The sequence below is a fragment of the Thermocrinis ruber genome (assembly GCF_000512735.1).
In the GTDB taxonomy this organism is placed as follows: domain Bacteria; phylum Aquificota; class Aquificia; order Aquificales; family Aquificaceae; genus Thermocrinis; species Thermocrinis ruber.
The window spans coordinates 785,985-797,592 of record NZ_CP007028.1; the positions used below are offsets into that span (position 1 = coordinate 785,985).

Sequence of the window (11,608 nt, forward strand, 5' to 3'; positions counted from 1 at the left end):
ATATGAGGATTATTGAGGAATTGAAAATGTCTCTGAAACTGTACAAGGAGAGCTTAGGAGAGGAGAGGTTAAAGGTCAAGGAAGATAAAAGACAACCCGTTGAGATAGGTCAGGTTAGAGTCCTCTTTTGGATGCCTAACGAGTATGTTCTTATTTATCACATTGAAGACGAGGGACTTGTTCACGCAGTCCCTCTGACTGTGTGGGTTAGCCTTACCACATGTTCTTTAAGGTTGTACATAAAGGACAGAATCTTTGCACCTTTGCCCTTTGTAGTCTATCTAAGAAAAGAGATATTAGAACAAGAAAGTTATCCTATTGCAATGGTCAGGCAAGAAACTATAGAAAAAGTACTAAGGGCTGTAGATAGATCGCCCACTTGGTCCGCAATAAAACCAAAACGGGAGTTTTTAAAGCTTGTTTGGAAAAGATACGAAGATATAACCCTAAGTTCTCTATTCTACACGCATATTCAAAGGGAAAAACAGGAAGAAGCAACAAAGGGATTGGTGATCCAGCTTTTACCCTATGTTATACAAAAATACATACACCAGCTGCAAGCCTACCAACGCGCAGCACAGACAAAGGCACTAAAGGGCAAAAATTGGTTTGGTGTAGTAGAGGAGGGTAAGGCTGTAATATACTTGCCGGCGGAGTATGAAGGCAAAAAAGTGCGGATAAAGTTCTTTGAAGATGTTATTTACGAAGGAACTGCAAGCACAAAGGTAGTGCTTGAAAACCTTCCTAACCTACCATCCCACGAATACTTGGAGGAGCATTTACATGTGGAAGTTTTGGGAGATTGAGCTGAAACATTTTAAAACTCTCTTAGAAAGTGGCAAGCTTGACGACCATATAGAAGGGCTTTATAGCCAATTTTGGGAACTTCCACCATCCCATCAGTATGAGCTTGTTAAATACTCAAAGGAGAAAGAGGTTTTCCCTTCCATCCAAACCTTTAGAAAAGTCTTTAAGGTTTCCGAAGAGACCGCAGTAAAGTTTTTCAAAGAGAAACACATAACATTTGAGTTCCCTGTGGTATCGAGTGATGGCAAGGGAGAGCTAATAAAAGCTGTGGCGATTAAAAATCTTAAGGAAGTTATCACAAACTTAAAGAACATAAAAAGACATTTCAATCCTATAAAAGAATTTCTCAAGACTGGCTTTGCAGTATTCTTTGATAGGGAATTTGCTGGAGCAAGCTTTCAATTGCCCACGGTTTTGAACCTTTATGTAGAAAATCTTCCACAGGATGCCCTATTTATCGGAGCCATAGACAAAAAGGGAAACATAAAATCGGTAGACGGCATTGAGGAAAAGAAAAAGTTGGCAAAAGAGTTAGGCTTGAGGCTTGTGGAACCATACTATCTTAGCACAGTTGATGACCTAAAAGCTTGGTTTGATGCAGAAAGCTACGATGTTCCACTGTACATTACAAAAACCCAAGATAGATGGGAAGGAGAGTTTAAGAGTTTTCTAAAAGCAACGGGCATTTCGAAAGAACAATTAACAAAGCTTGAGGTGCTAAGTGGTTTAGAAACAAAGCCTATAATAACTGGGCAACTTGCAGGTGATGTTTGGAAAAATGTTTTAGAAGAATTTTGGAGAAGGTTCAAAGAAACCGAACAAAAACTTCACAACAAGGAGAGATTTCACATAGCCATAAATGGTCCAGTAGCCCTTGCCTTTGCCATTGGAGTTCTCTTTGGAAGCCAAAAACCCTTTGTCTTTTACCACTATCAAAACAATATCTACCATCCTATAACGGTGGAAAATGTAAGGGAATTAAAGGAAAGGAAAGAAAGCCTTGAAAAAATTGAACAACACTTTCAAAAGGGAGGTAAAAGCCTTGTAGTAATGCTATCCTTTGCCCACCACGAGATGGAAAGCGATGTGAAAAATTACATCTCCCGGAAAGTAGAAAATCCGTCCTATCTCCTTTTGCGAGCCAAAAGTAGTGGAAACATTGCGGTGGAAGATATGAAAGAAGTAGCAACAGAAACCGCAAGCGTAATCCAAAACATTAGAAGAGAGCACAGTTTTGAAGACTTCCACTTTTTCCTTTCCACTCCCGTGCCCATTGCCTTTATGGGGGGCTTGAGCTTTGGGCACTACGGCGAAGGCTACATCTATAACTACGCCGGAGGAACTTACGAACCTGTTGTATCCTTCTCCTTTCTCAAAGCACTGAGGGAGGGGAAGTATGTTCTGTCAGAAGTTTGAGGTTTTCACTGTTATAAAATCCCTTATTAGGAGGGGGCCGTGAAAAGGCTAACCTTTGAGCTTGAGTTTATAACTCCCGCCTTTATAGGGGGTGCAAACCAACAGGCAGAGTTAAGACCTGCCAGCTTTGTGGGACTTTTGCGTTGGTGGTGGAGGGCATTAAAAGGAGAGTGTGATATCAAAAGACTAAGGGAAGAAGAAATAAAAATCTTTGGCGGTGATGGGAAAATGGCTTCACCGGTGTATTTGAGGGTAGAGGGTGATGTCAGAAAGGGTAATAATCTAATAAACCAATGCAGGCTTAATGCAGGGGTGGTATACCTATACCATTTCGTAACAGTCAGAGGAAAGCGAGAGTTTATAGAGCCTGATTCAAGACTAAAGCTAACCCTTATTGGGAAGGATGAATTTTTAAAACACTACATTGCATCCTTTTGGGCTTTGGTATTCTTGGGTGGAGTTGGTGCCCGGAGCAGAAGGGGCGGGGGAAACTTAGCGGTTGTAGGCTACGAGCCAAAAGATTTGGTAGAAGATTTTAAAATCTCTTTTACTCCCACTGACAACCTTCGCGAATGGCTTAAGGAAAACCTAAAAAGGGCTAAAGAATTAGTAGGTTCTCCAAAGACTCCGTGCGGTGAATATGGTAAATATTCTACTCTTCCCGATCCTAGAAATATTGACTTTAATTCAGTATTAATCTTAAGCCCGAAAGAATTCAACAATTGGATTGAAGCTTTAAACGACATAGGAAATGAGTTTATGAAGTTTAGAAAGATAAAAAACGAGCAAAAAAACGAACAAAACAAACGAAATGAAGAATGGGTCCTTGATATCGCAGTTTTTGGTCTCCCTCTTAGATATGGCAAAGGCGAAGCTGTAAAGGTAGAGAATACGAAAGAAGTTATAACAAGACGTTCAAGCCCTGTGATCATAAAAGTGATAAAAACTCCAAACGGCAAATACAAGTGGATGGCTTTGCGACTCTGGGGGAAGTTTTTGCCAGATGGAGCAAAGCTTAGATTTAGAGGATATACCAAATTACCATCCTTCAACCTAATTGAAAAGTTTTTCCAAAAGTTTGGAGGAGAGGTTAAAGAGGAGGGTAAAAATGAATAAATTGCTGCACATCTTCACATTCTCACCCGTTCAGGGTTTTATCTCAAACTCCCGAAGGCTTTCCGACCTATATCATTCAAGCCTTTTGCTTTCTACCCTTACGGAAAATCTTATAAAGGTTATAAAAGACCTAAACACAGAAATCATATATCCAGTTCTCGTTGAAGATGGGCAAGGTTTGGCAAACTATCCCAACAGAATAGTGTTTTTGGCAGATAAATGTATTTGTGAGGACGTGATAAAAAACTTTCAAGAACTTTGGGAAGGGGTATATGAAACCGTCTTAAGAAAAGTTTTAGACGAGGTAGGTATCTCAAAGGAAGAGAAAGAAAAAATCGAAGAACAAGCAAAGTTGCACCTTGAAAACTACTTTAGGGCTTACTGCGAATGCACAAATTCCGAAGAGGTAAAAAAGTGGAAAGAGAAGCTAAAGCAAAATCTGGGAAAAGACTACGATGATTACGCAGTTGCTTACGATTGGACAGAAAGAAAGCTTGGAGCGTTGAAGTCTAAAAAGCATTATGAGCCTTTGATGGATGCTTATACCTACAACGGAAAAGAGTATCCCGACGGGTGCACCCTTTGTGGAGAAAGGGCACACCTTGCGGTAGATTGGAAAAAGTTAATAGAAAACCTCCAAAAACAAGACCGCATAAAGTACATAAAACACTACCTGAAGGAAGGCGAAAGACTCTGCGGCGTATGTCTTGTAAAAAGATTTGCTTTTTACTGCCTTAAAAGACAAACCTTTCCATCAGTTCATGATATAGCCAACGCAAAGTTTAAAGAGGAACTGAAAGATTTTGAACAAAGGCATAAAGACCGTGCAAGTGAGCTAAAGTCCTTGCTTCAACAGTACATGGGCGAAGAAAAACCGAGAGATCACCTCTGGGAATACAACGCAGAGCTTTTTGATATATAAGAACTTGAGAGAATAAAAAGAGAAGAAGAAGACTTAAGTCTTATGATTGATGATTTAATTAGAGAACTTCGTTGGATATACAACAACGAGCTTTTGAGCAAGCCTTCCAAAAACTACTTTGCCATTATCATTTCCGACGGGGACAGCATGGGAGATTGGCTTGGACTGAAGAGTGAAAGAAGGAAAGATAAATTAGAAAGAGCCTTTCACGAAAAATTCTCCAAAGCCCTTTCCGATTATGCAAGGGAAATAAAAAGTTTGGAGAGCAAAGAAAAGTTTGGCTTAAAAATTGTTTATGCAGGTGGGGATGATGTGCTTGCAGTGGCAGATTTGAGAGAGTTTTTAGACTTTGCGGAAAAGCTAAATCCCACCTTTAAGAATAAAGTAGGGAAGGATGCTTCCGTCAGCGCAGGAATAGTTATAGGGCACCAAAAGGACAATCTTGCCTACCTGTTAAATGAAGCAAGAAAGGCAGAGAAAAAGGCAAAAAGCGTAGAAGGGAAGTCCGCCTTTTGTATAACCATCATCCCAAGGGGAGGAGGACCCGTAAGCTTTTGGGCAAAATGGGAGTTTTTGAGCCTATTTAAAGATACGGTTGAGTACTTTGAAAGGGAAATCATAGGAGACAGGACTGTCTACGACATAAAGGATATAGCTGGTAAACTTGAAGTAAGTAAAGAAAAGCCTATAGAAATCGTTTTAGCCCTTTTGAGGGGAATGCTGAAAAGAAGGGTAGATGAAAATAAGCTAGAGGAACACTTAAGAAAGGAAAAAAGGGTTTTTATTGAGGAATACTTGGAACGATTGAGGGAGCTTTTAAAAATTTCAGACCTTGAAAACCTTGCCAGCCTTTTCTACACTGCACGCTTTGTAGCAAAGGAAAGGAGGGAAAAGAAACATGAAACTGTTGGAGCTAACACCTGAGGACGCACTAACTTTTGGGAGCTTGAAAAACTTCACTGCCGGTGAGTCCCACTATCAACAAACCACCTTCCCACCGCCCATAATGAGGTTTTTCTCCTTGGGTAAAGAACAAGGCTTAAAGCCTTTAAAGATTGCGGGGGTTTTTATAAAGCATCAGGAAGAGCTATTTCTCCCATTGCCAGCTGATTGCTTGAAAAAGAGAAAGGAAAAAACAGAAAAAATCTACGTGCCAAAATGGGATGAAGAACTAAAAAGACCCTTTATAGAACCTTTTGAAAGAGAAAAGGATAAGGTGGAACTTTTAAACCTTGAACAGGCAGAGGGTTTTTGTAGTTTTTCGGACTTTCGGGAGCACTATGCCAAAGGTGAAAACTTTGAGGTAAAATACAAAGAGATTTTCCAAGAGGAGGAAAGGGTGGGGGTAAAGCTAAATTACGACAAAAGGGTTTCGGAGGATAGGCATTTATATTCAAGGATTTACCTTAGGTTTAAAAACTCCCACATTGTGCTTTTGGTGGAAGATGATATAAATAAAGCTTTCTTTTCTACTGTAGGAGGAGAAAGAAAGTATGCCAAAATCAAGCCTGCTGAAGACGAACTTATAAACTTTTTGAAAGAGTCTGTTGATATCAAAAGAGACAAACTTTACAAATTCTACTCCACCACGCACCTTTATGCAGATTTGAAAAGCGAAATCAAGCTAAACGGAAATATAAAGTTCAAGGTTGAATGGGTATCCTCCTTGCCACCCGAGTGGGTATCCGGCTACAAAAAACCTTTCCTTTACATGCTAAGACCGGGAACAGTGCTGTGGCTTAGGGCTTTGGAGGATGGGATGTGTGAAAGGTTGTGTCAGGTTTCTTCCGGTAGTGAGGTTATTAAGTACAACGGAGGAACAAAGGATTTACTTAAAAGAGGTTGGAATAGTGGAATACTTTTGGAGGTGGGACAATGAGTTTTGAGTTTTACGAAAAAATAAAAAACGGTGAAATAAAGGTATAGGAGGGTTAATGATGAGAAAAGAGTATTATTTACTTAAGGTGCTAACTCCACTGCACATAGGTGCGGGTCAAGGGCTTGGGCATGTAGATTTGCCAATAGTTAGAGAAGCCCACACAAACTTTCCCTACATTCCCGGCACGAGCCTAAAGGGAGCTTTGAGGAACTTGGAGATTAAACAAGTGGCAAGGGCAAGAGGAGAAAAACCATCTCAAGTGGAAGAAAGGCTAACAGACAAAGATAAATTTGATCCGAAAGATATAGATATTCTCAGGCTTGCAAAGATCTTTGGCACTGCAGGAGAAGTAGCAGAGCGAGACAAAGAGGCATTAGAGAAAGGCAAGGAAGTAGGGGCAGGTAAAGTCCTATTTTCAGACGCTTTTATCGTGCTTTTCCCTGTCAAATCTGCAAAGGGGATATTCTCTTTAACTACATGCCCTTATGTTATAAACCGGTTTTTTGAACTTTTGGGTATTGATCAAAGAGTGGAAGATGTGCCCGAGGGTAAGGTAAAGGTTCTGAACACAAAAGATCACAAAAATCTAATAAACAACAACAAACTATTGCTTGAGGAGTTCGTGTTTGAAGCAGAAGAATCTGAAGAGCTTAAAAAATTTGTAGAACTTGTGGGCGTTTTTGTAGGAGAAGAGAATAAACGAAGGATCGTATGCGTGAATGATACGGACTTTATGGACTTTGTAAGCAACTACACGGAAGTGCGAACTCACATAAAGATAAATTTAGATACTGGCACTATAGAAAAAGAAAAGGGGGCATTATGGACCGAGGAGTATGTGCCCGCGGAGTCTGTTTTTGCCTTTAGCCTTGTATTCTTGGAAGAAATTAATGAAGAAATTAATTATGGTCGTGAGAAAATTAGTTATAGTCCACCTCCCACTTTCCACCTTGGAGGAGATATTACCACCGGCAAGGGCTTTGTAAAGGTTCAAAAGTTGGAGGTATAACAATGAAGAGCAAAGTTCAAGAGCTGGCACAGTTGGCTTACAAGTGTGTAAAGCAAGTAAAAGACGAAGCTGAAAAAATGGACAAAAAGGGCAAAGATTTTGCATCAAGATATTTATCTTACGCAAAAAAAATTGCCATCCATGATAATCTACAATGGACTTTTGACAACGGTTACCTTTGCAAAAGCTAAAGCTAAAAAAGCATCTACGAAAGCTGAAGTTGAAGAAGAAAAAAAGGGTGAAAGGGAAAAAGGAGAAAAAGTTGAAGCACTGGCTTGGAAAATGTTGCTGGGGCATTTGGAAAAGTTCCTTAATGAAGAAGGAATAAAGCAGGAAAATAAGGATTTTATAGAGTTCCTTTCGGAGCTTGAAGTTCAAGAATACAGGCTTATAACCAAGAGGGTTTTAGACTTTTCTCTGTGGTTAAAAAGAATAGCAGAAGGGGAGATAGAAGATGAAGGTAAGGGAGATTAAAGATCTTTTGTTTAAAGTTGATAATAAAGAACTTTCATCTAATGTTGATAACAAAAAATCCTCATCTCAGGTTGATAATCCCGCACTGCTTTTTAACAAGCTTTTGATTTTGCAATACATATGTAAATTTTTCCAAAATCAGGATCTAACAGAGCAATGTAAAGATAAGAAAGGTAAAGACAAAGGTAAAGACAAAAAAGATGAAGATGTAAGCAAGCAAGAATATATAAAATCTTTCATAGAAACTTTTAATGGAAAAAACCCTTTTGATGATCTTGAGGGAAAAAGACCTTTTCAACCACCCGAGCTGGATTGTGTTATACAAGAGAGCTTTAAGCTTAAAACCGCCTACAGGCTTGTAATCGGGGCAGGTTATCCATCCTTTATTGAAAACGGCTTTTTGTTCCACCATGTTTATGGCATTCCTTACATTCCCGGGGAGACCTTAAAAGGACTTGCAAGAGCTGTTTTTATACTCTCAGTGGTAGAGGCTATAAAAGGAGAAACTAAGCTTTCCAAGATAGAGGAAGTGCTTTCAGAGGAAGCCGAGAAAGAAATTTCAGAGGAAGCCAAAGGTATACTCCATCAAATCCCAGAGAAAATTAACATAATTTTAGACGATTACACCATAGAAAACCCAGTGGAGACCTTTAGAAAAATCTTTGGTTCCAAGAAAAGAAGAGGGCAGGTAATATTCTTTGATGCTTATCCTGTTGATTTTAATCCATCAGAACATTTTGAAGCAGACATCATGAACCCTCATTACGGAAAGTATTACCAATCCCAATCGGAAAAGGAAGCACCTTCTGATTGGCTAAGTCCTACTCCCATACACTTTTTAGCGTTAAAAGAGGGCATAGTCTTTGAGTTCAACTTGGGGCTTGCACCTCTTGAACTGATGGAAGATAATGAAGAGAGACTTTTATTGGAAACTGCAAGGAAATTGCTTGAAGTGGGGCTTGAAAACTTTGGAGTAGGAAGTAAAAAGCGTAAAGGATACGGATGGTTTTCAGATAAAACCGTAGGGAGGTAAGCCATGAGTGTTAAAAGGATAATTTATCAAATTGGAAGGTTTGAGAGTTCTATTGATGAAAAAGTAAACTTTGAAATTGAAATTAATGATAAACCCTATTCATGTGAACTATCTTCCTTTGCACTCAAGAAGTATTTTGGAGAATCTACTAAAGTTATCCTTGTTTATCCTGTTAGTATTTTACTAAATGAAAAAGCCTTAAAAGGAATAGAGAATAAACTAAATAAGAACCTTGCGGGAGAAAGAAAGGATGAAGAGGATCTTAAAAGCTTTTATGAAAAAATAGAAGGTATTGTAAAAAAACCTGGAGAAAAGGAAAAATATATAAAAAAAATCCCTGGGAATATCTAAAGGAACATCCACACTCAAAAAAGCTGATGATTTTATAGTAATTCCGAGCATTGGTGAATTCTCAGGAGAGAAATTTTCTTCTCCATTAGGAAACATAGTCCTAAGGATCTTAATTGATATGATTGAAAGATATAAAAATGAACCCTTTGATGAAATGTATTTAGATATTTCAAGTGGGCATAACATATACACCTATGCTTTGGTTGAAGCCGGTAGATTGTTTTTAACTCTTATGAAGCTTGAAGACTTCCTAAAGGAGAAAGATATAAAAGTTTTTATAGCTATATCTGAGCCAATAACCGCAGGATCTGGTCAAGATAAAAATAGTCAAGATAAAAAGTATTATAAGATCTTCAAGGATTTTCAATTAGATGTTAAGGGATTCTTCTACTTTCCTGAAAAGCCACAAGAAAACAGCGAAAATGCATTCTCAAAATACGCTAATAAATTAAGTGAGACTATTAAAGGTAAAGAGGATAGAGAACTTAAACGAAAGATAATGAACATGCTTTACAAAACCTATTTGTTCTATTCAGCCCTCAGGAACAATTTGCCACTGGTAGTTTACTATTTATGCACCCTTGAAGAATATAGATATACAGAAAATGATGTTAAAAACTTGCTTGAAGAAATAGTAAATCTTTTAAAGCGAAGATTAGACGAAAATCTGAAGGAATCACCCACTGATTTAAATTTTGAAGATTTAAGAAAATTGTTTATAATTTTAGGATTAGCTATAGGAATTATAAGGGTGTTGGAGAAACGTGAGATATGTAAAGGGATTAAAGAAGAAGTGGAAGTGAATTTGAAGGATATAAGACGATTATTTGCTGAGGAGGAAAGTAGTATTTACGGATATTTTGGGCTTAAAACTAACGTTCCGTATTTACACCAAGAAATTCGGAATAACTTTACAGAAAAAGACGAAAAGAATTTAATTACAAATGAGTGGAAACTGTTGAAATATATATTAGAAGAAAAACCTAACGAGAAAGATACACAAATCCATCCACGCAATGTTTTAGCGCACTGTGGCTTTGAGAGGAACATAACAGAGGTGAGAAAGACTGATGATGGGGATATTCTTAATAAAATATACGAGCTACTATAAAGAAATTGTAAAAGAAAAGGGAAAAGAAAAAATAAAAGAATATACTAATTCAAAAGAAATTTTCAAGGAAAAGATTGTAAAAGGTGTGTTGCTTAGGTATGGAGAAATGGATTAAGGAGTAATAAAATGGAACTACTACTCCTTCTAATCATTGCCATAATACTCCTTGCATGGAGGATAAACAGCGAGATGTCTGCCATTAAACCGTTAAGCCATCCGTTAATTCAAAAACAGCAAGAAGACCAGTCTAATTTTGTTCCTACTGAGGATGAAGAAGACAGGATGAGAAAGCATAGTTCGGCAGATGATAGCTACAATGACTGGTTCGCTGATAGTTTCTCCAGTTCAAGCTTTTTGGATGATGATGATAGGTCAAGCAGTTCTGACGACGATATTTACACAGATCCGTCTTATTGCCATCTTCCGGGAAACATATACTACCATATATGCCACGATGACAATGATAAGTCAAGCATTTTTGACAACCACTGGAGCAGTTCTAGCTGGAATGATTGGACTTCAAGTGGGTCTGATGATTGGGGAAGTAGTTCGTGGGACAGCTGGAGCAGTTCCAGTTGGGATAGCTAAGCTTGGTTTATAATCTATTCCATAATCTATTTAGGGAGGTTTGCTATGAAAAAACTTATGTTGATTATGGCACTTTTTATAGCTACACCAGTGGTTAAGTCTCAGGAAAACATTTACCTCGTGCCCGAAAGGGCAAACATGCGTATAAACGTGGCAGTCCAGATAGCAAAGCAGTTAAAAGATAGGGGCTACGACAAGATAGCGGTGGTTTATATGAACACATCCGACCTCTGTGCCTTGACCGCAGCATCTTTGGTGGCAAGCCTAAAGACCTTGGGCGTAGAAGCATACTACCTTAAGGGCGCAGACCCTGACCTTCCTTCAAAGATAAGGAACCTGGGGGCAAATTGGATATACCTTGCATACTTTGGAGAAAGACCATACGAAGAGGTTCAAGGGGCATTAAACCAAGACTTGCGAATATTGGCTTCTGGTTTTGAAAGGGCAAACCTTATAGTGCATCCTTCCACCCTAGGGCTTGGCTTCCTTGCGGGGGTTTTGGTGGACGATAAAATCGGAGAATTTTTGAGCAGGTCCAACATAAAGGGCTTTACTGTTCAACAGGGTAAAGCTGAGATGGTAAGCGTAAAGGTAAAGGACTTGGAGATAACAATAGAGCCCGAACCACTACCTAAAAAGGAAACTCCAAAAACTCCCAAAACTCCAACAAGGAAAAGAACAAGATAAACAATGGAGATAGCATACAAAGACTTTCACAGAAAAATGGCACCCTTCAGAGAAGAAAGTTTAGAGGATATTTTGGAAAATCAGGTTAATCAGTGGATAAGGTTAAACAATATTCAGGTTATAAATGTGGAAACCCTTTGGGAGAGAAACAGCCACGTTTCGGTAGGGGTGAGGGTGTGGTATATCAAAAAGTAAAAAAGACTGTCAGGTTTTAA

15 protein-coding genes are annotated in these 11,608 nt (G+C 38.7%); all 15 read left to right on the forward strand.

Annotated features, from left to right (window positions below; genetic code table 11):
• Positions 1-2 precede the first annotated feature (2 nt).
• The 15 genes from THERU_RS04290 to THERU_RS04360 all read left to right on the forward strand — a co-directional run bounded on the left by THERU_RS04290 (position 3) and on the right by THERU_RS04360 (position 11,588).
• On the forward strand, positions 3-806 hold the full coding sequence (locus THERU_RS04290) for a hypothetical protein (protein ID WP_156916196.1): 804 nt from the start codon (positions 3-5) through the stop codon (positions 804-806).
• Positions 784-2,223, forward strand: coding sequence for an SAVED domain-containing protein (locus THERU_RS04295; RefSeq protein WP_025306046.1), 1,440 nt, complete (start codon positions 784-786; stop codon positions 2,221-2,223). The genes THERU_RS04290 and THERU_RS04295 overlap by 23 nt, the downstream gene beginning before the upstream one ends.
• A gap of 39 nt (positions 2,224-2,262) precedes the next feature.
• Positions 2,263-3,339 carry a type III-B CRISPR module RAMP protein Cmr1 gene (gene cmr1 / locus THERU_RS04300; RefSeq protein WP_025306047.1) on the forward strand — a complete coding sequence of 359 codons (1,077 nt, stop codon included), beginning with the start codon at positions 2,263-2,265 and terminating at the stop codon, positions 3,337-3,339.
• The gene (locus THERU_RS04305; protein WP_025306048.1) at positions 3,332-4,261 is read left to right on the forward strand and encodes a type III-B CRISPR-associated protein Cas10/Cmr2; all 930 of its coding nucleotides are present in this window, start codon (positions 3,332-3,334) and stop codon (positions 4,259-4,261) included. Before cmr1 ends, THERU_RS04305 begins: the two co-directional genes overlap by 8 nt.
• A gap of 42 nt (positions 4,262-4,303) precedes the next feature.
• Entirely contained in the window at positions 4,304-5,185 is an 882-nt protein-coding gene (gene cas10, locus THERU_RS04310; protein WP_025306049.1) for a type III-B CRISPR-associated protein Cas10/Cmr2, read from the forward strand.
• Positions 5,160-6,140, forward strand: coding sequence for a type III-B CRISPR module-associated protein Cmr3 (cmr3, locus tag THERU_RS04315; RefSeq protein ID WP_025306050.1), 981 nt, complete (start codon positions 5,160-5,162; stop codon positions 6,138-6,140). The genes cas10 and cmr3 overlap by 26 nt, the downstream gene beginning before the upstream one ends.
• A gap of 58 nt (positions 6,141-6,198) precedes the next feature.
• The gene (gene cmr4 / locus THERU_RS04320) at positions 6,199-7,149 is read left to right on the forward strand and encodes a type III-B CRISPR module RAMP protein Cmr4 (protein ID WP_025306051.1); all 951 of its coding nucleotides are present in this window, start codon (positions 6,199-6,201) and stop codon (positions 7,147-7,149) included.
• A gap of 2 nt (positions 7,150-7,151) precedes the next feature.
• Positions 7,152-7,340, forward strand: coding sequence for a hypothetical protein (locus THERU_RS08595; protein WP_025306052.1), 189 nt, complete (start codon positions 7,152-7,154; stop codon positions 7,338-7,340).
• Positions 7,291-7,623 carry a type III-B CRISPR module-associated protein Cmr5 gene (gene cmr5 / locus THERU_RS04330; RefSeq protein WP_245565789.1) on the forward strand — a complete coding sequence of 111 codons (333 nt, stop codon included), beginning with the start codon at positions 7,291-7,293 and terminating at the stop codon, positions 7,621-7,623. The genes THERU_RS08595 and cmr5 overlap by 50 nt, the downstream gene beginning before the upstream one ends.
• Positions 7,604-8,656, forward strand: a complete 1,053-nt coding sequence (gene cmr6, locus THERU_RS04335; protein WP_025306054.1) for a type III-B CRISPR module RAMP protein Cmr6 — start codon at positions 7,604-7,606, stop codon at positions 8,654-8,656. The genes cmr5 and cmr6 overlap by 20 nt, the downstream gene beginning before the upstream one ends.
• 3 nt (positions 8,657-8,659) lie before the next feature.
• Positions 8,660-9,007 (forward strand): hypothetical protein, encoded by a 348-nt coding sequence (locus tag THERU_RS04340; protein WP_025306055.1) that lies wholly within the window; start codon positions 8,660-8,662, stop codon positions 9,005-9,007.
• Positions 9,000-10,118: a CRISPR-associated CARF protein Csx1 gene (csx1, locus tag THERU_RS04345; protein ID WP_281168736.1), complete on the forward strand. Its 1,119-nt coding sequence runs from the start codon at positions 9,000-9,002 to the stop codon at positions 10,116-10,118. Before THERU_RS04340 ends, csx1 begins: the two co-directional genes overlap by 8 nt.
• Before the next feature lie 126 nt (positions 10,119-10,244).
• Positions 10,245-10,706 carry a hypothetical protein gene (locus THERU_RS08555; RefSeq protein WP_156916197.1) on the forward strand — a complete coding sequence of 154 codons (462 nt, stop codon included), beginning with the start codon at positions 10,245-10,247 and terminating at the stop codon, positions 10,704-10,706.
• A 45-nt stretch (positions 10,707-10,751) separates the two neighbouring features.
• Positions 10,752-11,393: a type 1 periplasmic-binding domain-containing protein gene (locus THERU_RS04355; protein WP_025306058.1), complete on the forward strand. Its 642-nt coding sequence runs from the start codon at positions 10,752-10,754 to the stop codon at positions 11,391-11,393.
• Between the two features lie 3 nt (positions 11,394-11,396).
• The gene (locus tag THERU_RS04360; protein ID WP_025306059.1) at positions 11,397-11,588 is read left to right on the forward strand and encodes a hypothetical protein; all 192 of its coding nucleotides are present in this window, start codon (positions 11,397-11,399) and stop codon (positions 11,586-11,588) included.
• Positions 11,589-11,608: the final 20 nt, after the last annotated feature.

Bases quoted from the DNA above. Each gene is read 5' to 3' on its own strand.
- THERU_RS04290 (WP_156916196.1), top strand. From the start codon at position 3: ATGAGGATTATTGAGGAATTGAAAATGTCTCTGAAACTGTACAAGGAG.
- THERU_RS04295 (WP_025306046.1), top strand. From the start codon at position 784: ATGTGGAAGTTTTGGGAGATTGAGCTGAAACATTTTAAAACTCTCTTA.
- THERU_RS04305 (WP_025306048.1), top strand. From the start codon at position 3,332: ATGAATAAATTGCTGCACATCTTCACATTCTCACCCGTTCAGGGTTTT.
- cas10 (WP_025306049.1), top strand. From the start codon at position 4,304: ATGATTGATGATTTAATTAGAGAACTTCGTTGGATATACAACAACGAG.
- cmr3 (WP_025306050.1), top strand. From the start codon at position 5,160: ATGAAACTGTTGGAGCTAACACCTGAGGACGCACTAACTTTTGGGAGC.
- cmr4 (WP_025306051.1), top strand. From the start codon at position 6,199: ATGAGAAAAGAGTATTATTTACTTAAGGTGCTAACTCCACTGCACATA.
- THERU_RS08595 (WP_025306052.1), top strand. From the start codon at position 7,152: ATGAAGAGCAAAGTTCAAGAGCTGGCACAGTTGGCTTACAAGTGTGTA.
- cmr5 (WP_245565789.1), top strand. From the start codon at position 7,291: ATGATAATCTACAATGGACTTTTGACAACGGTTACCTTTGCAAAAGCT.
- cmr6 (WP_025306054.1), top strand. From the start codon at position 7,604: ATGAAGGTAAGGGAGATTAAAGATCTTTTGTTTAAAGTTGATAATAAA.
- THERU_RS04340 (WP_025306055.1), top strand. From the start codon at position 8,660: ATGAGTGTTAAAAGGATAATTTATCAAATTGGAAGGTTTGAGAGTTCT.
- THERU_RS08555 (WP_156916197.1), top strand. From the start codon at position 10,245: ATGGAACTACTACTCCTTCTAATCATTGCCATAATACTCCTTGCATGG.
- THERU_RS04355 (WP_025306058.1), top strand. From the start codon at position 10,752: ATGAAAAAACTTATGTTGATTATGGCACTTTTTATAGCTACACCAGTG.
- THERU_RS04360 (WP_025306059.1), top strand. From the start codon at position 11,397: ATGGAGATAGCATACAAAGACTTTCACAGAAAAATGGCACCCTTCAGA.